At 38.2% G+C, this 23,532-nt stretch carries 22 protein-coding genes; all 22 read left to right on the forward strand.

Annotated features, from left to right (window positions below):
* Nucleotides 1–39 precede the first annotated feature (39 nt).
* The gene (locus JJN12_RS04710; protein ID WP_208428594.1) at nt 40–5,271 is read left to right on the forward strand and encodes a DUF5057 domain-containing protein; all 5,232 of its coding nucleotides are present in this window, start codon (nt 40–42) and stop codon (nt 5,269–5,271) included.
* Nucleotides 5,272–5,720: 449 nt separating this feature from the next.
* Nucleotides 5,721–5,855, forward strand: coding sequence for a hypothetical protein (locus JJN12_RS14350; protein ID WP_268905550.1), 135 nt, complete (start codon nt 5,721–5,723; stop codon nt 5,853–5,855).
* Nucleotides 5,834–6,778, forward strand: coding sequence for an Rpn family recombination-promoting nuclease/putative transposase (locus JJN12_RS04715; RefSeq protein WP_208428595.1), 945 nt, complete (start codon nt 5,834–5,836; stop codon nt 6,776–6,778). The genes JJN12_RS14350 and JJN12_RS04715 overlap by 22 nt, the downstream gene beginning before the upstream one ends.
* Nucleotides 6,765–7,094 (forward strand): hypothetical protein, encoded by a 330-nt coding sequence (locus JJN12_RS04720; protein WP_208428596.1) that lies wholly within the window; start codon nt 6,765–6,767, stop codon nt 7,092–7,094. Before JJN12_RS04715 ends, JJN12_RS04720 begins: the two co-directional genes overlap by 14 nt.
* Nucleotides 7,095–7,560: 466 nt before the next feature.
* Complete coding sequence (locus tag JJN12_RS14355) at nt 7,561–7,695, forward strand: hypothetical protein (RefSeq protein WP_268905551.1); 135 nt, start codon at nt 7,561–7,563, stop codon at nt 7,693–7,695.
* Nucleotides 7,674–7,808, forward strand: a complete 135-nt coding sequence (locus JJN12_RS14360; protein WP_268905552.1) for a hypothetical protein — start codon at nt 7,674–7,676, stop codon at nt 7,806–7,808. The genes JJN12_RS14355 and JJN12_RS14360 overlap by 22 nt, the downstream gene beginning before the upstream one ends.
* On the forward strand, nt 7,787–8,743 hold the full coding sequence (locus JJN12_RS04725; RefSeq protein WP_208428597.1) for an Rpn family recombination-promoting nuclease/putative transposase: 957 nt from the start codon (nt 7,787–7,789) through the stop codon (nt 8,741–8,743). Before JJN12_RS14360 ends, JJN12_RS04725 begins: the two co-directional genes overlap by 22 nt.
* A gap of 397 nt (nt 8,744–9,140) precedes the next feature.
* On the forward strand, nt 9,141–9,275 hold the full coding sequence (locus JJN12_RS14365; RefSeq protein WP_268905553.1) for a hypothetical protein: 135 nt from the start codon (nt 9,141–9,143) through the stop codon (nt 9,273–9,275).
* Nucleotides 9,254–10,234: an Rpn family recombination-promoting nuclease/putative transposase gene (locus JJN12_RS04730; protein ID WP_208428598.1), complete on the forward strand. Its 981-nt coding sequence runs from the start codon at nt 9,254–9,256 to the stop codon at nt 10,232–10,234. The genes JJN12_RS14365 and JJN12_RS04730 overlap by 22 nt, the downstream gene beginning before the upstream one ends.
* Nucleotides 10,235–10,376: 142 nt before the next feature.
* Nucleotides 10,377–11,471, forward strand: coding sequence for a recombinase RecA (recA, locus tag JJN12_RS04735; RefSeq protein ID WP_208428599.1), 1,095 nt, complete (start codon nt 10,377–10,379; stop codon nt 11,469–11,471).
* 20 nt (nt 11,472–11,491) lie between these two features.
* Nucleotides 11,492–12,094, forward strand: coding sequence for a regulatory protein RecX (locus JJN12_RS04740; RefSeq protein WP_208428600.1), 603 nt, complete (start codon nt 11,492–11,494; stop codon nt 12,092–12,094).
* A 122-nt stretch (nt 12,095–12,216) separates the two neighbouring features.
* The gene (rny, locus tag JJN12_RS04745) at nt 12,217–13,764 is read left to right on the forward strand and encodes a ribonuclease Y (protein WP_408610926.1); all 1,548 of its coding nucleotides are present in this window, start codon (nt 12,217–12,219) and stop codon (nt 13,762–13,764) included.
* Nucleotides 13,765–13,866: 102 nt separating this feature from the next.
* The gene (locus JJN12_RS04750) at nt 13,867–14,619 is read left to right on the forward strand and encodes an exodeoxyribonuclease III (RefSeq protein WP_208428602.1); all 753 of its coding nucleotides are present in this window, start codon (nt 13,867–13,869) and stop codon (nt 14,617–14,619) included.
* A 188-nt stretch (nt 14,620–14,807) separates the two neighbouring features.
* Complete coding sequence (gene adhE / locus JJN12_RS04755; RefSeq protein ID WP_208428603.1) at nt 14,808–17,429, forward strand: bifunctional acetaldehyde-CoA/alcohol dehydrogenase; 2,622 nt, start codon at nt 14,808–14,810, stop codon at nt 17,427–17,429.
* A 22-nt stretch (nt 17,430–17,451) separates the two neighbouring features.
* On the forward strand, nt 17,452–18,201 hold the full coding sequence (locus tag JJN12_RS04760; protein ID WP_208428604.1) for a phosphotransferase family protein: 750 nt from the start codon (nt 17,452–17,454) through the stop codon (nt 18,199–18,201).
* Between the two features lie 106 nt (nt 18,202–18,307).
* The gene (locus JJN12_RS04765; protein WP_208428605.1) at nt 18,308–18,919 is read left to right on the forward strand and encodes an NUDIX hydrolase; all 612 of its coding nucleotides are present in this window, start codon (nt 18,308–18,310) and stop codon (nt 18,917–18,919) included.
* Between the two features lies 1 nt (nt 18,920).
* Entirely contained in the window at nt 18,921–19,571 is a 651-nt protein-coding gene (sdaAB, locus tag JJN12_RS04770; protein WP_208428606.1) for an L-serine ammonia-lyase, iron-sulfur-dependent subunit beta, read from the forward strand.
* A complete protein-coding gene (gene sdaAA / locus JJN12_RS04775) occupies nt 19,564–20,427 on the forward strand; it encodes an L-serine ammonia-lyase, iron-sulfur-dependent, subunit alpha (protein ID WP_208428607.1) in 864 nt (287 codons plus the stop codon). Before sdaAB ends, sdaAA begins: the two co-directional genes overlap by 8 nt.
* A 90-nt stretch (nt 20,428–20,517) precedes the next feature.
* Nucleotides 20,518–21,261, forward strand: a complete 744-nt coding sequence (locus JJN12_RS04780; protein WP_208428608.1) for an ABC transporter ATP-binding protein — start codon at nt 20,518–20,520, stop codon at nt 21,259–21,261.
* Between the two features lie 15 nt (nt 21,262–21,276).
* Nucleotides 21,277–21,690, forward strand: coding sequence for a hypothetical protein (locus JJN12_RS04785; protein ID WP_208428609.1), 414 nt, complete (start codon nt 21,277–21,279; stop codon nt 21,688–21,690).
* On the forward strand, nt 21,687–22,631 hold the full coding sequence (locus JJN12_RS04790) for a hypothetical protein (RefSeq protein ID WP_208428610.1): 945 nt from the start codon (nt 21,687–21,689) through the stop codon (nt 22,629–22,631). The genes JJN12_RS04785 and JJN12_RS04790 overlap by 4 nt, the downstream gene beginning before the upstream one ends.
* A gap of 7 nt (nt 22,632–22,638) precedes the next feature.
* Complete coding sequence (cdaA, locus tag JJN12_RS04795) at nt 22,639–23,532, forward strand: diadenylate cyclase CdaA (RefSeq protein WP_208428611.1); 894 nt, start codon at nt 22,639–22,641, stop codon at nt 23,530–23,532.

Below are 23,532 nucleotides of genomic sequence, written 5' to 3' on the forward strand. Positions count from 1 at the left end.
ACATATATAGTAAAGGTATTGTTTTAAGAAAGGAGCTTTATGAAGAAAAGGACTAAAGCTTTAATAGGTATATTAACGGCTACATCTTTAACGGTTGCAGCCGTTTCTATGATGTTTATACATAATCATGAAGCAGACGCAAAAAATGCGTCTTTTAATGGTATTGAGAATCTTATAAAAAGCTCTACAGAGGAGAATCCTTTTACTGTAGTGGAGCTTGTTCCGGATGAGAGGATGGCGAAGTTTGGTTATTTTGTAGAAGGAAGCGAGCCTGAAAACTGGCGTGACAATCTCTCCAAGCTTCGTACTAAAAGAGAAAGAATTAACTATATGAATGGCCTTAAGAATAGGCTCAGCCTCATATCTTCAGGCGATGGAACCAAGCCGCTTACATATACTGAATATAAGGAGGCTTATTCTCTTGATGAGGTACCTGCGGCTGATGAAGCTAAGTATTCCACATTTGACCTGGCTACACCTATTGAGATTAAAAAAGGTACAGTGATTCCCTACAAGATGGTAGACGCCGCAGGCGGAAGCTTTAAGTTAGAGGCAACTTTCAAGGAGCATGCAGGCGGAGACTATGATGAGAATGTAGTAAGCTATGAATATACTCAGAACATAGACGGTAAATATGCCGTAAAATTTAAGAAGGCAGACCTGAGTAATCCTGACGGAAGCATAGTATACAGAGCCTCTGAGATAAGAGAGTTTCACAATGCTGATGAGGTAAAGGTTCTGGGATTTACAAGGTATATATACAGAAAGGCTAAAGGTGCTACAGGCTCTAATGTAGTGTACGAGTATGCCCTATCGAATAAGGATGCAGATGGTTATAGTTTTGATTTTACTAACTATGACTATGTTTTGCTGTCCTTTGAAGGGGTGGATGTATCCACTCTTACAGCGGCTGAGAGGACAAGTGGAGTATATTACTTGGTGGAAAGCGCAGAATATCTGGGAAGTGAAGCTGAGTATGACGGTGTGTTAAACAGTGTAGAGCGCTACAAAAAGGTTGCCTCAGGCAGGGGACATTTTGCAGTTGCATCCGAAGCTTCGTATGTATTTGTAGGAAAAGGTAAAGGAAGTAAGAAGCTTGTAGAAGTGGCAGGCGGCAAGCTTGACCATGATTTAGTTATAGACAAGGTATTCTACACGGGAGGCTTTAAGAATAACAACTGGTTTGAAAACGGCGTGTTCTTAAAGAACTTCAGTGATAATGATAACAAGTACCTTCCTGCCACCGACCCTGACTACGATGACGCAAAGATGAAGATAAAGGTGGTTACTTTGACGCCTGCTGGCATTAAAGCTGCTCTTGCTGCCAATCCTAATTATCTGTCAAATGTTGGGCTTTTCTATATATCTGGTTCAAGTTCGCTTGTAAAGGGAAGCGGGCTTAAAACGTATACAAGTGTAAATGATATAAGTCCAGATGTATTAAATGCAGTTAAAAATGGAGTAAATATAGACAATCTTGCTGCGCTTATAGAGAATAATGGATATTCGTATGATAATGCTGCTAACTTAAGTAAATTGGTAAGAGAACTTGCAATTAATAGAGCAGGTGTTGATGGAAATCATGATAATCATTTTGTAAATAAGAGTGTATATACCATAAACTTTGACTTCCCTGGTGAAGCACCATTTATTTTTAAGGGTTTTTCATCTGACTTAATCAATGAGAAGACATCTGATTCAGCTTTTGTAAATAAAGCTAAGGGTGAAGGTTTTGGTGAAGTTGCTGAGAGCATAGTTGAAGAAAATAACATCTTAGACAAGGAAATAGAGGGTACTACAGACAATACTAAAAAGTTTAAACTCGAAATCTCAAAGGCAAGGGCTCTTGAGTACATCATCAGCTACAAGATGAGAAGAAAGAGAACTACAGATGATGTAGTTAAGATCCTTGACATCGAGCCAGCGAAGGTGGTTGGGGAGAAGGATATAGATAGTGAGAGGATGAAGAAAAAGGTCAATAATTGGTTTGAAAGCAATAAGAAGACCGTTACTCAAACATCTATTACCATTACTCAAACATCTATTACCATGCCTACTACCGAGTTCATTGGAAGGAATGAAGAGCTGTTTGACTATGATCTTATTTATATAGGGCTTAATACGAGTAATTTTAATACCGTGGACGGAAAGATAAAAGTAACTAAAATAGTTCCCTCCAAGGTTGTGCCTCCTGAAAGGGTAGAAGGTGAATGGATAACTATTCAAAAGCCGGATATACCTGTACATGATAGTACTGTACCTGAAAAGGATGAAAAGATACCTGGAACTAATGAAAAGTACAAAATCCCAGGTTATACAATCCCGGGTTATATTATACCTAAAACCACGAGTAAAAAGCGTGAGAACAATAGGTATTATTATTGGAGACCTGAGTATACTAAACCAGGCTACAGTATACCAGGTTATCATGTACCGGTAAGTCCATTTTTGAAAGATGTAAAAGATTATACTGTGTATAATGAACCAAATATGAATGGCTTAATCTACAGTAATGTAGGTGATATTTTTCAGGATAAAGATGCGGGTGAATTGTATATGGGAGGACTTTTAGATACTGATTATAAGCAAATTGATAATAAATATAATAATATTGAAGCATACGAAGATTCAGACCCTGATTCTAATGGTATAAAGTTCAATTTTAAAAAAGGATTGACGGAAACAGATTATCATAATAATGGAGTATATGATAATAAAACAAATACAGATTTTGTTACTTTTCGTTTTCCGGGTAATGATATAACTGTGGAAAAACTTAGTAAACTCAAGGAGTATATTAAATTAGGATATCCAATTGTATTTGCAGATGGTTTTGTAAATAAGGAGGGAAGCAATATCACCGTTAATGCTGAGAAGATTGATAACAGTTCAAGGATGTACGAGCTTGCTGAATACGCAATTAAGTTCAGACAAGATAACCCTTCTAAGAAAAATGTTATATTTGAAGGGGCAGCTGAAAGCCTTGATGAAGTTGAGTTAAACTCCCTTATTACTAATATTAACCTCCCTAAGCCTGAGATTTTGCTGGAAGAACAGCATTACGAAAAGGATATTGATATACCGGAACGTATTACCGACTATACGAGGATTAACAACAGAACCTTGGAAATTAACTTTAAACTCTTAAATAAAGGTTTTGAAAGTGATAAGGCCAAATTTGAGCTAAGTCTTTACATTGATAGCAATTCTGATGGTAAGTTCTCTGGTACAAGAGAGATTGTTAAGAAAAGTTATTATAATTTATTTAAGGATAATAATTTATATAAGGACAATCTGGTTGCGTCCAAGACTTCTTGGTACAAGGTTAAATATAAGATTCCCAAAACTTATATAGGTGTTTTACCTTGGAAATTGAAGATTGAACTTATAAGTGAATCCGGTATTAAGAGGCAGACAAGTGTGTCTGGTATGGGATATGTTAAACGTGAAGGAATAAAACAAAAAATAACTGTACTACAGATTAAAAGTGGAGAATTTCTTCAAAATAAGTATAATCAGCATTACAATAACGATATAGAACACTATAAATACAATAATAATATATCTTTTCTCAGCAAACATGAACGTGATAATTTTTTGTATAAACAAGGTGCGCCACGATGGTTCTATGAAAAAGGTTTGCGAGACAACTTTGATATGGCTACAGATCCTGAGTTTAAGAAATTGTTAAGTAAGGTAGAGGACTTTGAAATATCCGTGGTTTCAGTTGGTGCTTATGAATATATAGAGCAATATGATAAATGGCATCAAAAGAACAAAAATAAAAAAAGACCTGAAGAGTTTTTTGATGAGTACCCGTATGAGAAAGAGAAAGGAAATGGAGTCGAAATAAAACAAATTGATATGTTAGTCCTTGGCTTTTCGGACGCATATCAATTACCAAATGAAAAAGACTGTCTGGAACCTATTCAGGGGTATATAAATTCAGGCAAACCTGTGCTTTATACTCATGATTGCTCTTCTCTTGTAAACTATAGAGGGGCGAATCCGTGGAATTATGATTTTAACCGTATGATTAGAGGAGTGGTAGGTCTTGACAGATACGGAGTACTTAATAACTGGGCATTAAGAGTAGGTGTATGGACGGAGAAAGATAATACTGAAACAAAATTTAGTCGATATTACTATCCTACAATTGCGGAAAACAGGTATGAGAGTTCGTTGACGTCAGGACAGATATACAAATTAGCAAGAGACAATGCGGAAAATGACAAGAAGCATATAAAAGATATAGCTTATAGGCCAAGAAGTAATAAGACAAGAATTGAAAAAGAAGTTCAAGGTCTTACCTATGGAGCCTTAATGTTAAATTATTGGCAAAAATATAAAGATGATGCTGGTATGCTTTATTATCAAAAAAGAGTATTTAAGAATATGTCATTTTTTAAGTTTGCAGATAGTGCTGAACAAGTAAATACAGGTCAGATAACGACTTATCCATTTAAAATAAACAAAGTTCTTGATATTGCTGAAACACATTTTCAACCATATCAGTTAGACCTAAATGAAGATGAGGATGAGGATGGAGAAAATGACCTGACGGTATGGTACACACTAAAGAGTTGGAAGCAAGAAGCAAATAATCCTAATTATGGATTTCATCTTTCTCCTAGAGATGTAAGAAATAACTATTACATCTACACTAAGGGTAATATAACTTATTCAGGTGTTGGACATACAAAAATGACAAACAAAGAGGAGATGAAGCTTTACGTAAATACCCTTATAGCTGCCTACAAGGCTGCAATGGTTCCTCCTTCGATTGAATTTAGGGAAACAGGCGATCCTGATGCAGCTGAAAAAACTGTATCTTACATATCTTATGATGTGTCTTCGGATGCAATTAACAAAGGGGTGGTAACAGGTGACAAGGAGAAAGTCTACTTCACACCAGTTGACTACAACAGCTTTGTACAGGACACCGTTCCTTCAATGACAAGTGTGTTGGTTAAGCCTGTGGATACAAAAGGAGGCCTTTACAATGTATATAGGGCAGATGGAACAAAGGTGCTTACTGAATCAGATGATCAAATTGGTGAGTGCTATGCCTTAACGCCGGGAAAAAGTTATTATTTTGAAGTTCCACTGTCTGAACTTGGTGGAAATAAGAACAAGATAGACATTAAGGTATCTGCAAGAACGAGGGTGACAAGGATATTTAGAGGTTCAAGCGTAACCCTGCCTAAGTACTCTCCTGAATCGGTATCAACCTACATTATTCAAAAACGAGGGTTATTTGACCTTGATTAAGCAAAGTAAAGGAGAGCTATCTCTTCCAGGTATTTTTGGACTGCAATTTGATGATATGCTTCCCCCTTCAGAGGATAAAATCCGAGAAGGGGGATTTTTTTGGTTATTTTGTATAGAAAGTCCGCAAAACTTTGTGTATTTTGCCGATTACAAAACCGAAAAAATGTTGTATACTTAGATAAGTAACAAAGATAAGACATTCGATTTCAGCTTGCCTGTAGTTTAATTTTAATCTTGGATACATGAATTATAAGTATCAAAGATAAGACATTAGATATCGGTCTGCTTGTATGATTATATATTATCTTTGATACCTGCATTATGTAATACTTCGTTAAGATTTTTTGGCGCCAATCTAAGATGTATTTATTAATTCAAAAAGAAATATTCAAGCTGTTAAATCCAAAGATTTGACTTATTTTTCTGTTGTTTTTTAGAAAGGGGGACAATTGGGAGAGAAGGATATTTTAGAGAAAAAGCTCTTTATGTTTAATGATGTATTCGCAGACTTTGAAGATGGAATTAAATCTTATTTTTATTGTTTAATCAGAAAGGGGGACAATTGGGAGAGAAGGATATTTTAGAGAAGAAACTCTTGATGTTTAATGATGTATTTGCAGACTTTGTGAATGGAATTATGTTTGATGGGAAGGATGTAGTTAAAGAAGATGAACTTGTTGACCTTTCCGGCTGGAGCCACTATAAGGGGGATGACAGCAAACATAGGTTTCAGGACAGAGATGTCGTAAAACTATGGAAGAAAGAGAATGTAGTTATATCACTAATAGGAATTGAAAATCAGGATATACCTGATAAAAACATGGTATTTAGAGTGCTTTCGTACGATGGGGCTTCTTATAGAACCCAGCTTGTGGAAGAGGAAAGTAGGAAACGAAAGAAAAATGTCGGTATTGATGGGGAACTTCAGGACATATTCCCTGTAATAACCTTTGTTATCTACTATGGCGAAGAAGAATGGAGGCATGAGACAACCCTGCACAAAAGGCTTAACCTGGCTTCTGAACTCAAACACTATGTAAGCGACTACAGTATCAATCTGATAGACTTGAAAAAGCTAAGTGAAGATGATATAAATAAGTTTAAGAAGGATTTTAAGCTAATAGCGGATTACATGGTAAAAGGAAGCAAACATAAGGCAGACCGTATAGACCTAAACCACCCTGAGGAAGTGAGTGAACTCATCCAAAGGCTAACAGGTGAGGAACTGCCTATCCCTATAGAAAGTGAAGAAGGAGGAAAGAACATGGAGAAATTTTTTGAACCGATGTTTGAGAGGGCAGAAGCAAGAGGAAGAGCAGAAGGAAGGGCAGAAGGAGAAGCAAGAGGAAGAGCAGAAGGAAGGGCAGAGGGTAAAACAGAAGGAGAAAGCTGCCTTGCCAAACTTATCAGCCTTTTGATGTCCGAAGGTAAAAATGACAAAATCAAAGACGTAGTAGAGAATGAAGAGATAAGACACGGGATGTATAAGGAGTATGGTATTAGCTAGAGTGTCGCCTTCATTCAATAGGAGTTGTGAACTCATCCAAAGGCTAACAGGTGAGGAACTGCCTATCCCTATAGAAAGTGAAGAAGGAGGAAAGAACATGGAGAAATTTTTTGAACCGATGTTTGAGAGGGCAGAAGCGAGAGGAGAAGCGAGAGGAAGAGCAGAAGGAAGGGCAGAAGGTAAAACAGAAGGTGAAAGCTGCCTTGCCAAACTTATCAGCCTTTTAATGTCCGAAGGTAAAAATGACAAAATCAAAGACGTAGTAGAGAATGAAGAGATAAGACACGGGCTGTATAAGGAGTATGGTATTAGTTAAAGCTGTGAATGTTTAAATGTAAATGCTGTAGACATTTGAGGGTTATAGTTTTTGTGTAGTAAATTTAGAGTAGCAATCCCAAGATTGAATACAGCATTATTTAGATGATTTAAATTTGGCTATTTTGTATAGAAAGTCCGCAAAACATTGTGTATTTTGCAGATTACAATACTGAAAGAATGTTGTATACTTATATAAGTAACAAAGATAAGACATTCGATATTAGCTTGCCTGTAGTTTAATTTTTACTCTTTGATACATGAATTATAAGTATCAAAGATAAGACATTAGATATCGGTTTGCTTGTATGATTATATATTATCTTTGATACCTGCATTATGTAATACTTCGTTAAGATTTTTTGGCGCCAATCTAAGATGTATTTATTAATTCAAAAAGAAATATTTAAGCTGTTAAATCCAAAGATTTGACTTAATTTTCTGTTGTTTTTTAGAAAGGGGGATAATTGGGAGAGAAGGATATTTTAGAGAAAAAGCTCCTTATGTTTAATGATGTATTCGTAGACTTTGAAGATGGAATTAAATCTTATTTTTATTGTTTAATCAGAAAGGGGGACAATTGGGAGAGAAGGATATTTTAGAGAAGAAACTCTTGATGTTTAATGATGTGTTCGCAGACTTTGAAGATGGAATTAAATCTTATTTTTACTGTTTAATCAGAAAGGGGGACAATTGGGAGAGAAGGATATTTTAGAGAAAAAGCTCCTTATGTTTAATGATGTGTTCGCAGACTTTGTGAATGGAATTATGTTTGATGGGAAGGATGTAGTTAAAGAAGATGAACTTGTTGACCTTTCCGGCTGGAGCCACTATAAGGGTGACGACAGCAAACATAGGTTTCAGGACAGAGATGTCGTAAAACTATGGAAGAAGGAAAATGTAGTTATTTCACTAATAGGAATTGAAAATCAGGATATACCTGATAAAAACATGGTATTTAGAGTGCTTTCGTACGATGGGGCTTCTTATAGGACCCAACTTGTGGAAGAGGAAAGTAGAAAACGAAAGAAAAATTCCGGTATTGATGGGGAACTTCAGGACATATTCCCTGTAATAACCTTTGTTATCTACTATGGCGAAGAAGAATGGAGGCACGAGACAACCCTGCACAAAAGGCTTAACCTGGATTCTGAACTCAAACACTATGTAAGCGACTACAGTATCAATCTGATAGACTTGAAAAAGCTAAGTGAAGATGATATAAATAAGTTTAAGAAGGATTTTAAGCTAATAGCAGATTACATGGTAAAAGGAAGCAAACATAAGGCAGACCGTATAGACCTAAACCACCCTGAGGAAGTGAGTGAACTCATCCTGAGGTTAACAGGTGAGGAGCTGCCTATCCCTATAGAAAGTGAAGAAGGAGGAAAGAACATGGAGAAATTTTTTGAACCGATGTTTGAGAGGGCAGAAGCGAGAGGAGAAGCGAGAGGAAGAGCAGAAGGAAGAGCAGAAGGAAGAGCGGAAGGAGAAGCAAGAGGAAGAGCAGAGGGTAAAACAGAAGGAGAAAGCTGCCTTGCCAAACTTATCAGCCTTTTGATGTCCGAAGGTAAAAATGACAAAATCAAAGACGTAGTAGAGAATGAAGAGATAAGACACGGGCTGTATAAGGAGTATGGTATTAGCTAAAGCTGTGAATGTTTAAATGTAAATGCTGTAGACATTTGAGGCTTATAGTTTTTGTGTAGTAAATTTAGAGTAGCAATCCCAAGATTGAATACAGCATTATTTAGATGATTCAAATTTGGCTATTTTGTATAGGAAATCCGCAAAAACTTTGTGTATTTAGCTGATTACAAAACTAAAAAAATATTGTATACTTATATAAGTATCAAAGATAAGACATTCGATATCGGATTGCCTTTAAGATAAGTTTTTGTCTTTTGGTACATGCATTATGTAATACTTCGTTAAGATTTTTTGGCGCCAATCTAAGATGTATTTATTAATTCAAAAAGAAATATTCAAGCTGTTAAATCCAAAGATTTGACTTAATTTTCTGTTGTTTTTTTAGAAAGGGGGAAAATTGAGAGACAAGGATATTTTAGAGGAAAAGCTCTTTATGTTTAATGATGTGTTTGTAGACTTTGAAGATGGAATTGAATCATGTTTTTATTGTTTAATCAGAAAGGGGGACAATTGGGAGAGAAGGATATTTTAGAGAAGAAACTGCTCATGTTTAACGACGTATTTGCAGACTTTGTGAATGGAATTATGTTTGATGGGAAGGATGTAGTTAAAGAGGATGAACTTGTTGATCTTTCCGGCTGGAGCCACTATAAGGGTGACGACAGCAAACATAGGTTTCAGGACAGAGATGTCGTAAAATTATGGAAGAAGGAAAATGTAGTTATTTCACTAATAGGCATTGAAAATCAGGATATACCTGATAAAAACATGGTATTTAGAGTGCTTTCGTACGATGGAGCTTCTTATAGAACCCAGCTTGTGGAAGAGGAAAGCAGGAAGCGAAAGAAAAATGCCAGTATTGATGGGGAGCTTCAGGACATATTCCCAGTAATAACCTTTGTTATCTACTATGGAGAAGAAGAATGGAGGCATGAGACAACCTTGCATAAAAGACTTAACCTAGGCTCTGCACTCAAACACTATGTAAGCGACTACAGTATCAATTTGATAGACTTGAAAAAGCTAAGTGAAGATGATATAAATAAGTTTAAGAAGGATTTTAAGCTAATTGCGGATTACATGGTAAAAGGAAGCAAACATAAGGCAGACCGCATAGATCTAAACCATCCTGAGGAAGTGAGTGAACTCATCCTAAGGCTAACAGGTGAGGAGCTGCCTTTCGAGGTAGAATGTGAAGAAGGAGGAAATAACATGGAGAAATTTTTTGAACCGATGTTTGAGAGGGCAGAAGCGAGAGGAAGAGCAGAAGGAGAAGCAAGAGGAAGAGCAGAAGGAGAAGCAAGAGGAAGAGCAGAAGGAGAAGCAAGAGGAAGAGCAGAAGGAAGAGCAGAGGGTAAAACAGAAGGTGAAAGCTGCCTTGCCAAACTTATCAGCCTTTTGATGTCCGAAGGTAAAAATGACAAAATCAAAGACGTAGTAGAGAATGAAGAGATAAGACACGGGCTGTATAAGGAGTATGGTATACAGTAGTCATGTTTTACGTGCTAAGGTATAAATTAAAAGAATAACGATAAAATAATTAAAAGCAGTTGACAATATCGAACAGATGTTTTATAATAACTACACGAACATTTGTTTGAATAGGATTAAATATAATATATGTGAGGTTAATATGGCAAAAGATACTAAGGAAAAGGTTGTAAATATTGACAGTGATAAAAAGAAGGCACTAGAGGCTGCAATTGCACAAATTGAGAAGGACTTTGGTAAGGGATCTATTATGAAGCTTGGTTCGGGAATGGACAAGATGAATGTAGAAGTGGTTCCTACCGGATGCTTAAGCCTTGATCTTGCGCTTGGTCTAGGGGGAATCCCAAAGGGGAGAATTATTGAGGTGTATGGACCTGAATCAAGTGGTAAGACAACGGTTGCTCTTCATATGGTTGCAGAAGTACAAAAGGCAGGAGGTATAGCCGGATTTATAGATGCTGAACATGCCCTTGATCCTGTATATGCTAAGGCTATTGGAGTGAATATCGATGAACTCTACATTTCCCAGCCTGATAGTGGTGAACAGGCACTTGAGATAACAGAAACCATGGTCAGAAGTGGTGCTGTTGATATAGTCATAGTTGACTCTGTTGCAGCTCTTGTTCCAAAAGCTGAAATCGATGGAGACATGGGAGATTCGCACGTTGGCTTACAGGCTCGTCTTATGAGCCAGGCACTTAGAAAGCTGACATCTGTTATTAGTAAGACTAATTGTATAGTGGTATTTATCAACCAGCTCCGTGAGAAGATTGGAGTTATGTTTGGCAACCCTGAAACAACAACAGGCGGTAGAGCCCTTAAGTTCTATGCGTCCATAAGGATGGATGTTAGAAAGGCAGATGTTATAAAGCAAGGTGGAGAAGTCATTGGTAACAGAACCAAGATTAAGGTAGTTAAAAATAAAATAGCACCTCCTTTTAAGGAAGCTCAGTTTGATATAATGTTTGGTCAAGGAATTAGCAGGACAGGCGATGTGCTTGATATTGCAGTGGATGATAACATAGTAGTAAAATCGGGTGCATGGTTCTCATATAATGGCGAGAAGATTGGACAGGGCAGGGAGAATGTCAAGATATACCTCGATAGTAACCCTTCAGTGTTTGAAGAAATAGAGAAAAAAGTTAGAGAGTTACATGCAAATAAAGCTGTTGAATCAAAAAGTGGAGAGCCAGATATAGAAGAAGCGGAAGAACAGGAAGTATATGATGAAGAGTAGTTCTTTGGAAAGCAATTGATATGTTCATTGAAAATGTTGAAAAAGTAAACAAGTATAAATTCCGTGTAACAGCTGATACGTTGGTATTTTACGTTTATCAGAGCGATATAAGAAGGTATTGCATAAAAGAAGAAAACGAATTTCCTGATGAAAGGTATGAAGCACTTATAAAGGAAACCATTATACCAAGGGCCAGAAAGAAGGCGTTGGACATTCTTAGCCGTGCAGACTGTTCTGAAGCAGATTTAAAAAGAAAACTGTCTCTTAAAGATTTTCCTCCTGGTGTTATTGATGATGCACTAAATTATGTTAAAAAGTTTAATTATGTCAATGACGAAAGGTATGCTGAGAACTATATTAATTACAGAGGTAAGTCTAAAAGTAAACGCCAGTTAAAAATGGAGCTTGCAGCCAAAGGTATAGAAGGAACTATAATAGAAAATTTGATGGTTGATGACAGGAGTGATGAAGAAGCTTTATACAACTTACTTAGGAAGAAAATTAAAAATCCTAAGGAGGTAGATGAAGAAAAAAAGAGAAAAATATATGTTTATCTTTACAGGAAGGGTTTTAATACGGAATTGATTGCTTCAGTACTAAGCGATTACCTCTCTCGTACTTGACTTTTTTTATCAAACAGTATAAAATTTAACTGTTGTATGTATCAGTTGAATTATGGAATGATAATTTAGCATAGATTTATTGTACAATGAAAATTAAATAAGGAGGTGCTCCGGTGGAACCGATTGTTGTTACAGCTATTGCTGTATTCGTTACTGCTGCGGTTACTGCTCCTACTGTTTGGAAAATTGCAATTTCTAACCGTATTAAGAACTATGAGTCTAAGGTTGGAACTGCAGAAGAAAGAGCCAGGGAGATTATTGAGAAAGCTAATTTAGAAGCTGAGACTAAGAAACGTGAAGCCTTGCTCGAAGCCAAAGAGGAATCTCTGAAAGCTAAGAATGAGTTTGAGAGGGAAAGTAAGGAGAGAAGAACAGAATTACAGAAGTACGAAAAAAGGGTATTAACAAAGGAAGAAGCTACAGACAGAAAAAGTGAAGCACTTGAGAAACGTGAAATTAAGCTTAATGAACGTGAGGCGGAACTTGAAAAAGGGAAAAAGGATGTGGAGGAGCTTCATTCAAAACAGCTTGCTGAGCTTGAAAGAATATCAGGAATGACCTCCGATCAGGCAAAAGATTATATCCTTAAAACTGTCGAAGATGATGTTAAGCACGAAATGGCAGTTATGGTCAAAGATCTTGAAAACAGAGCAAAAGAAGACGCGGATAAAAAGGCTAAGGAAATTGTTATTTCTGCTATCCAGCGCTGTGCTGCTGACCATATCGCTGAGGCTACTATATCTGTGGTACAGCTTCCTAATGATGAGATGAAGGGTAGGATTATAGGTAGAGAGGGTCGTAACATCAGAACTCTTGAGACTCTTACCGGAGTTGACCTTATAATCGATGATACTCCAGAGGCGGTTGTTTTCTCAGGGGTTGATCCGGGTAGGAGAGAGGGTGCAAGGATTGCGCTTGAAAAACTCATCGTAGACGGAAGAATTCATCCTGCAAGGATTGAGGAAATGGTCGAAAAGGCACAAAAAGAGGTTGAGGTACAGATAAGAGAAGAAGGTGAAGCGGCTGCTCTTGAGTGTGGCATTCATGGAATTCACCCAGAGCTTATTAAGCTTCTTGGAAGAATGAAGTTTAGAACCAGTTATGGTCAGAATGTACTCAGGCACTCAGTTGAAGTTGCCCAGCTGTCTGGTATCTTGGCTGCAGAGTGTGGTTGTGATGTTAAACTTGCTAAGAGGGCCGGACTTTTGCATGATATCGGAAAGTCTGTAGATAGAGAGCAGGAAGGCTCACACGTACAGATTGGTGTTGAGCTTTGCAAAAAGTATAAGGAATCACCTACTGTCATCAATGCGGTTGAGTCTCATCATGGAGATGTAGAGCCTTCTACACTTATATCATGTCTTGTTCAGGCTGCAGATGCTATCTCTGCCGCAAGACCTGGTGCAAGAAGAGAAACCTTAGAGACCTATACTAACAGGCTCAAGGAGTTAGAAGACATAGCTAATGAGTTTGAAGGAGTTGACAAATCTTTTGCTATTCAGGCGGGCAGGGAAGTCAGAGTCGTTGTTTTTCCTGATCAGGTTGCCGATTCTGAGATGGTGCTTTTGGCACGTAATTTATCTAAGAAGATAGAAGCTTCTCTAGAGTATCCGGGCCAGATAAAAGTGAGCATTATTCGTGAGTCCAGAGCTGTTGATTATGCAAAATAAAATTTAGTCCCTGTTTTTTCAGGGACTTTTTTTGTTGATTGAAGTATCAAATACTTTTGACACCCACATCATATTATTAAAACAGTAAAGAAGGGAAATAAAATGAAGTATATATCTTGGAATGTTAATGGTCTAAGGGCCTGCCTTACAAAGGGTTTTATGGATTTTTTTAATGACATAGATGCAGATGCTTTCGGACTTCAGGAGATTAAGCTTTCAGAAGGTCAGTTGGAGCTTGATTTGCCTGGCTACTATCAGTACTGGAACTATGCTGAGAAAAAGGGTTACTCAGGCACTGCGTTGTTTACTAAGGTGAAACCAATTAATGTAACATACGATATGGGAATAGACGAACACGACCACGAGGGAAGAGTAATTACAGCAGAATATGAAGACCATTTTTTTGTTGTATGTTACACACCTAATGCAAAACAGGAGCTTGAAAGACTTGACTACAGAATGGTATGGGAGGATGACTTTAGAGCCTACCTTAACGGACTAAAGAAAACTAAACCTGTTATACTTTGCGGAGACTTGAATGTAGCACATAAGGAGATAGATCTTAAGAATCCAAAGACAAATCGTAGAAATGCAGGTTTTACAGATGAAGAAAGAGGAAAGATGACGGAGCTTTTAGATGCCGGCTATATCGATACCTTTAGATATTTTTATCCTGAACTTGAAAATGTATATTCCTGGTGGTCTTACAGATTTAAGGCAAGAGAAAAGAATACAGGTTGGCGTATTGACTACTTTATTACCTCTGATGATTTCAAGGACAGACTTAGGGATGCTAAGATTCACTCTGAGATATTGGGAAGTGACCACTGTCCGGTAGAGTTAGATTTTGAATAGTGCATTAAATATATAAATTATTGTTTTAATGCTGGAAAGTGTAAGAGTTTCGTGGTATATTAGAAAAAGAGATTGACAGATTAAAGAAAGAATGATAAAATTTTAACAAGCTAGTTAAAAAAATAACAAGGCTGTTTTATCCTAAAAAATACACACCGGTAAACCGGCAGATTGAAGGGAGAATTACGATGGAAAAAAAGACTCGTGACATCATTGACAGTGTTGAATCGCTTGAGAAGGCTCTTAAGAAGCTTCGTGCAGCACAAGAAGAGTTTTCTACCTATTCACAGGAGCAGGTAGATAAGATTTTCTTTGCAGCCGCAACTGCTGCCAATCAGCAGAGACTTCCTCTTGCTAAAATGGCGGTCGAAGAGACAGGCATGGGTATCGTGGAAGACAAGGTTATCAAGAATAACTATGCCGCAGAGTATATTTATAACAAATATAAGAACTCTAAGACCTGTGGTGTTATTGATGAAGATAAAGAGTATGGATTTGCCAGAGTTGCAGAGCCTCTTGGTATACTTGCGGCAGTTATTCCTACCACCAATCCTACTTCAACTGCTATATTTAAGACACTTATAGCACTTAAGACCAGAAATGGTATTATCATAAGCCCGCATCCACGAGCAAAGAAATGTACTGCAGAAGCAGCAAGGGTAGTGCTTGAGGCTGCTGTAAAGGCAGGTGCTCCTGAAGGAATCATTGACTGGATAGATGTTCCTAGTCTGGAGATGACCAATCTGGTTATGAAAGAATGTGACTGTATCCTTGCTACAGGTGGTCCTGCAATGGTTAAGAGTGCTTATTCATCAGGAAAGCCTGCACTCGGTGTTGGTGCCGGTAATACCCCTGCTATTATTGATGAGTCAGCCGATATCCTTATGGCAGTCAACTCGATCATCCATTCAAAGACCTTTGATAATGGTATGATTTGTGCTTCTGAGCAGTCGGTGATTGTAGATGCAAAGATATATGATGCAGTTAAGGCTGAATTTAAGAGAAGAGGCTGCTACTTCCTTAAGAAGGATGAGATTGAAAAAGTTCGTAAGACGATAATTATAAATGGCGCTCTGAATGCTAAGATAGTTGGTCAGAAAGCTGCTACAATAGCTGAACTTGCAGGAGTTAAGGTAGACCCTGCAACCAAGATTCTTATAGGAGAGGTTACAAGTGTTGAACTTAGCGAAGAGTTTGCACATGAGAAGCTTTCACCGGTACTTGCTATGTATAAGTCAAAAGATTTTGCAGATGCTCTAAGCAAAGCAGAAAGATTGATTGCAGATGGTGGTTACGGACATACTTCTTCTCTCTATGTTAACTCAGTTACCGAAAGAGAAAAGATAGCAGAGTTTGGTGAGCGCATGAAGACCTGCCGTATCTTAGTCAATACACCTGCTTCACAGGGAGGTATCGGAGATATATATAACTTCATGCTCACTCCATCTCTTACACTTGGATGTGGTTCTTGGGGAGGCAACTCAGTTTCCGAAAATGTAGGAATCAAGCAGTTGTTAAATATCAAGAATGTAGCCGAGAGGAGAGAAAATATGCTTTGGTTTAGAGCACCTGAAAAGGTTTACTTCAAGAAGGGATGTCTCCCTGTAGCACTTGAAGAATTAAGGGATGTAATGAATAAAAAGAAGGTATTTATAGTAACAGATACTTTCCTTTTCCAGAATGGCTATACCAAGACTGTTTCAGATAAGTTAGACCAGTTAGGCATAGTACATCAGACTTTCTCAGACGTAGCTCCTGATCCTACACTGAATTCAGCTAAAAAAGGTGCAGAACTTATGAGAAGCTTTGAGCCTGATTGTATCATAGCAATTGGTGGCGGTTCTGCTATGGATGCTGCTAAGATTATGTGGGTACTATATGAACATCCTGAAGTTGACTTCTATGATATGGCTATGCGTTTTATGGATATTAGAAAGAGGGTATATACCTTCCCTAAGATGGGTGAGAAGGCTTACTTTATTGCCGTACCTACTTCTGCCGGTACAGGCTCGGAGGTCACACCTTTTGCAGTTATTACTGATGAAGTAACCGGTAACAAGTATCCTCTTGCAGACTATGCATTACTTCCAAACATGGCTATAATAGATGCAGATATGATGATGAATGCTCCTAAGGGGCTTACCTCATCCTCAGGTATAGATGCTGTTTCACATAACCTTGAGGCTCTTGTATCGGTTATGGCTACAGATTTCACAGATGGTTTAGCAAAACAGTCCCTGCAGATGATTTTTGAATATCTTCCAAGGGCTTATGATAACGGACCAAATGACCCTGAAGCAAGAGAGAAGGTAGGACATGCTGCTTGTATGGCAGGTATGGCATTTGCAAATGCATTCCTTGGTATAATGCACTCAATGGCACATAAGCTTGGTGCATTCCATCATATACCACATGGTATTGCAAATGCACTTATGATGGAGCAGGTTATCCGCTTTAACGCCTCCGAAGTACCTACCAAGATGGGAACTTTCCCTCAGTATCAATACCCTAAGACACAGAGAAAGTATGCAGAGGTTGCAGAGGCTTTGGGATTTAAGGGTAAAAACGATGCTGACAGTGTAGAAAAGCTTATTGCGGGAATCAGAGAACTTCAGGATAAAATCGGCATTAAGAGAAGTATCAAGGATTATGGTATAAAAGAAGAAGATTTCCTTGCTACTCTTGATGATATGACAGAGAAAGCATTTGATGACCAGTGTACAGGCTGCAACCCAAGATATCCGCTTATTAGTGAAATGAGGCAGATGTACCTCAATGCTTACTATGGCAACAATAACGAAGCAGTTTAATGTAAATGGGGAGGTTTATATTATGAAACTTGAGAATGTTCTTGTGAAGCGTCCGGGAAAAACAGTTTACAGAGATGGTAATAAGGTAATTAAGTTGTTTGATGCTCAGTACTCTATGGCTGATATCCTCAATGAGGCACTCAATCAGGCAAGGGTTATGGAGACAGGATTAAATATACCTAAATTACATGGAGTGACTGAGATTGATGGAAAGACAGCTATCGTGCTTGATTATATCGAGGGCAAGACTTTCGAGCAGCTTATGAATGAGCACCCTGAGAAGCAGGATGAATTTCTTGAAAGATTTATTGCTATTCAGGCGGATGTTCACTCAAGAAAGGCTCCAATGCTTAACAGGCAGTATGATAAGTTTTATAAGAAAATATCCGATTCAAGCTTTGACGCTACAACAAGGTATGATTTACATTCAAGGCTTGATGCAATGAAGCGTCACGACAAGCTATGCCACGGAGATTTCAACCCAAGCAATATCATTGTTACCGCAAATGATGATGTTTATATCATTGACTGGGCACATGCTACACAGGGCAATGCATCCGCTGATGTAGCAAGAACATACTTGCTGTTCTATCTTAACGGAAAAGAGGAATTTGCTGACAAGTACCTGAATCTCTTCTGCGAAAGAACAGACACAGCTAAGCAGTATGTACAGAAGTGGCTCCCTATCGTTGCCGCATCACAGTCAGTAAAGGGAAATAAGGAGGAAGTAGGACTCCTTAGCCGTTGGGTAAATGTAGTTGACTATATGTAAATAAAATTGTATTTCAGGCAGTACCTTTTGGTACTGCCTCTTTTCTGTTTAAAGAAAAAATGTTATAATATGGAGATGTATGGATTAAACTTATAGGAGAACCATTATGGGAAAGATAACTAACATAAAAAAACAGACGGATAACAGGTTCTTAAATATTTATGAACTGGATAATATTCATAAATCAGGCAGAAAGGGTAAGTATTTTGTTGCCTCTAGGGCAAAGGATATAGACAGCTTAAAAATCACAACAGGAAAAAACAATCCTGATGGTGTTATTATATATGCGCTTTCGGGAGAAGATAAGGACAAAGTTGTGCTAATCAGACAGTATAGGTATCCTATTAATGATTATATTTATGAATTTCCTGCAGGACTGGTTGAGGAGGGAGAAGACTATTCTGAGGCGGCAGGAAGGGAGATATACGAAGAAACCGGTATGAGATTTACTCCTATTTCTGTACCTGATGGCTATAACAGACCGTTTTTCACAACCATTGGGATGACAGATGAATCCTGTGCTACAGTATTTGGATATTGTGATGGAGAACCTTCCCACGAACACCAGGAGGATAGCGAAGAAATTGAGATTATCTTAGCTGATAAGGATGAGGTTAGAAGAATACTAAAGGAAGAGAAAATTGCAATAATGACAGCGTACATGCTTATGCACTTTATAAAGGATGAAGAGCCTTTTGGCTTTCTGAAGGAGGATTGAATTGAGCGTTTTTGAGATACTTGGACCTATTATGGTTGGTCCATCAAGCTCACATACAGCAGGAGCTTGTAGAATAGGGCTTATCACAGCCAAGCTGCTGGGTGAAAAGCCGGTAAAGGCAGAGATTATATTATCTGGTTCATTTGCAGCAACAGGCAAGGGACATGGAACTGACAAAGCGTTGGTTGCGGGTCTTTTGGGTTTTGAACCGGATGATATGAGGATACCTGATAGCTTTGAAATGGCAAAAGAGATGGGGCTTGACTTTGAGTTTAAGAATAATGAGGTCAAGGATGCCCACCCCAATACAGCGATAATTACAGCTATAGGAGATAAAGGCAGGGAAGTCTGTGTACAGGCGGCTTCCATAGGTGGAGGCAGAATTAAGGTAAATAAGATAGATGGCATTGAGGTCAATTTCTCAGGGGTGCTTCCTACCCTTATAGTGAATAATATAGACGCTCCCGGTCATGTGGCAGCAGTTACAGGGACTTTGTCAAGGAGTGGATTTAATATAGCCAATATGCAGCTCTACCGCAATAAAAGAGGCGGCACTGCAGTTATGATAGTGGAAATGGATCAGAAGATGTCACCTGAACTGATTAAAGAAGTTGAGAACCTGAAAGGAGTGCTTAGAGTAACCTATGTATGATTCTTTAGAAGAAATTGTATCTGTCTGCGAAAAAGAAAATATTTCTTTTCCGGACTTAATTATAAGGGAAGATGCCGCAGATGCAGATATTACCATAGAGGAAGAAATAGGAAAGATGCGGGTAATGTGGCAGGCAATATTAGACGGAGCCAGGAACTATGATCCTAAGCTTAAGTCAAGGAGTGGACTTGTGGGCGGCGATGGATATAAGATGCAGGCCTATAGGGAGAGCAACACCACAATCTGCGGGGACTATATGGGAAGGGTTATACAGGCTGCGATAGAGACCTCAGAGTCCAATGCCTGTATGAAGAGGATAGTGGCTGCGCCTACAGCAGGCTCTTGTGGTGTACTTCCGGCTGTGTTGGTACCTTTTTATGATGAATATAAGGTGTCTGACGATGAGATGGTAAAGGCACTATTTGTGGCGGCAGGCGTAGGAGAGGTTGTTGCAAGAAGGGCTTCTATATCAGGTGCAGAAGGAGGATGTCAGGCTGAGATGGGTACTGCGGCAGCCATGGGAGCAGCAGCCCTCGTGTACCTCAAGGGTGGAAGTCCTATGCAGATGATAACTGCTTCGGGGATGGCCATTCAGAACCTTCTTGGTCTTGTATGTGATCCTGTTGCAGGACTTGTAGAGGTACCTTGTGTGAAAAGAAATGTAATAGGTGCTGTGAATGCCTGTTCTGCTGCTGATGTAGCACTTGCAGGTATTAGTGTTAGGATTCCACCTGATCAGATTATAGATGCAATGAAGGACGTTGGTGACAGCCTTAACTCCAGATTCAAGGAAACCGCCAGAGGAGGGCTTGCAATTACACCTGAAGGCATTAAAATAAGGGAGCTGGTTAAGTAGCTTGCTACCTGACCAAAATAGTGGTAAAATAACCCTTTAGATTATATATTTCAGATTATAGAGTAATAATTTTGGATAAAAGGATGGATAATGGGCAAATACGCAATTGAAGTAGAAAATGTCGGAATGAAGTTTAATATGAGCTCCGAAAAGGTGGATGATCTTAAGGACTATGTGATTAAGCTGCTTAAAAGGCAGCTAAACTACAAGGAGTTCTGGGCACTCAAGGATATTTCTTTTAATATTGAAAAGGGTGACAGGGTTGGCCTTGTAGGACTAAATGGTGCCGGGAAAAGTACTCTTCTTAAGGTTATCTCAGGAGTACTTAAGCCGACAGAGGGAAAAGTTAAGATATCGGGTAATATTGCACCTCTTTTGGAGCTGGGTGCCGGGTTTAATAAACAGTATACGGGCACAGAGAATATATTTCTTTATGGTGCTATGCTTGGACATTCTAAGGCTTTTTTAACTGAAAAGTATAATGAGATTGTTAAGTTTTCAGAGCTTGGAGAATTCATTGATGTACCCGTTAAGAACTATTCCTCAGGTATGAAATCAAGGCTTGGATTTGCAATAGCAACTATTGTAGAGCCTGATATTCTGGTACTTGATGAGGTTCTCTCTGTTGGTGATGCCAAGTTTAGAAAAAAGAGTACCAATAAAATCAAGTCGATGATTGAAAACAATGTTACGGTACTTTTTGTATCGCATTCTATAGATCAGGTATTAGATCTTTGCAACAAGGCTATACTCCTTGATAAGGGGCACCTTGTGGCATATGGAAGCGCACAGGAGATAGCTGATCTTTATCAGCAAAGACTCGAAGATAAATAAAAAATGAGGTAATATATGATAGTTAAAAATAAGGTGGGTCTTATGTCTAAGCTTGCTATGTTTGAAAAGTCTTCCGAGGGGAAGATGGCACTTAGAGATATCAGCCTTTTTAGATATGACCATATCAGATGGGATTTGCTAAAAACCGGTGCAAGTGTAACTGTAGGTTATGCTTTGATACTGGCTCTAATAATAATGTATAATCTTGAATATCTCATTAAGAATGCGACTTCACTTGATTATAAGGACATTGGAGTTAAGACGCTGGGGATATATCTGGTGGTTATGGTGGTTTATCTGGTATTTACTTTTCTATATTCTGCCTATACATACAGTAAAAACAGAAGAAAGTTTGTAAAGTATCGTAAACTATTGTCGCAGATGGAGAGGATTTACGATGAAGAGGAGACAGAGGAGGAGAGTAAATGATACAGCTTCTGCTAATTAGAGACAGCATTAAAAGCGTGGTAAAGAAGTACAATGCAGCAATTGTTCCTATTTTCCGTTTCGTTGCCGCCTTTATTACATTTTTATTAATTAACTATAATCTAGGCTACAACGAAAAATTCTCGGGAATATCTGTAGTTGTTATGTTTTCAGCTATATCGGCATTTTTACCAATGGCGGTAACAGTGTTTTTGGCAGGACTTTTAATGACTATACACATATACTCAGCCTCAATGTTCCTTGCACTTATATTTGTGCTGATTATAGCTATCCTTTATTTTATGCTGGTTCGTTTTGCACCTGAATACAGTGGGCTTATTATTGCAGTCCCGGTACTTTCATTTTTCCATATGGAAGCCCTTACACCTATGGCAGTTGGGCTTACGGGCAATCCTATAGCTATATTTGCAATGGTTCCGGGAGTCTTTATCTCTACGTTATTTAATGTGATAAAAGAAGCTGTAAAAATGTCTGCCGGAAATACCCAGATAGAGGATAACCTTCAGATTTACATCTATGTGATGAAATCTCTAATTGAGAATAAACTTATGATACTTACCATAGTTTCATCTATCTGCGTATACTTTGCAGCGTATGTATGCAGGAGGCTCGCTATATCACATGCATATATACTTGGAATACTGGCAGGGATGATAGTCAATCTTATGGTAATGATAATAGGAGGCCTCATATTTGATGTTAAAACAGATGTCCTTTGGGTATTCTTAGGTACCATGCTTTCGGGCGTATTTGCGTTTGTTGTGCAGTTCTTTAAGTATCTTCTTGACTACACCTCTGTCGAGCATTTACAGTTTGACGATGATGATTATTTTTATTATGTTACTGCAGTGCCTAAGCTATCGGTCACATCACCTAATTTGAATATTCTTAAGATAAACGGTAACGAAACAGATAAGGAATGAGTGTTAAATGGAAACGATTGTAGAAACGATAAGCGATTATTTTACGTGGCTTACCTTACCGGCATTTAAGTTTACAGATGTACTAGAAATACTTATTTTAGCTTTTTTGATTTACAATATCATCAAATGGATAAAGTATACCAGAGCCTGGACCTTGTTTAAGGGACTCCTGGTATTACTTGCCTTTTCTGTGTTTTCCGCTATCATGCAGTTTGATGTAATACTCTGGATTATACGGAATACTATCAGTGTCGGTATTATTGCATTTGTAATACTATTTCAGCCGGAACTAAGAAGAGCACTTGAAGAACTGGGCAAAAGAAACATATTTCCAAAGTTTATAAGTCTGACAGACTCCGATGAAAATGACAGATTTTCTGATAAGACGATAGAAGAGTTAGTGAAGGCTTCATTTGAACTTGCAAGAAATAAAACCGGTGCTCTCATAGTTATAGAAAAGGATTTGAGCCTTACCGAGTATGAAAAAAGCGGAATACCTATAGATGCAGTTGTAAGCAGCCAGTTGCTTATCAATATATTTGAGCATAACACACCTCTTCATGATGGAGCAGTTATCATGAGGGGGGATAGGATTGTATCTGCTACCTGTTACCTGCCACTATCTCCTAATCTTTCTCTTAGCAAAGAGCTTGGCACAAGACATAGGGCCGCTGTTGGAGTAAGTGAGGTGACAGATAGCTTAACTATCATAGTCTCTGAAGAGACCGGAAAGGTTTCTATAGCTCAAGATGGTAGAATATTAAGAAATGTTGATGGTGGAAGGCTCAAGTCTGAGCTTGTAAAACTTCAGAAGCTTGATGCTTTTGCACAGGAAACTAAGCTTAAATGGCAGAAGGTTAAAAAACATCTGTTTCGCAATAAGCAGGATGGAGAATTGTGA

Origin of the sequence: Catonella massiliensis (assembly GCF_016651435.1) — a bacterium.
In the GTDB taxonomy this organism is placed as follows: domain Bacteria; phylum Bacillota; class Clostridia; order Lachnospirales; family Lachnospiraceae; genus Catonella; species Catonella massiliensis.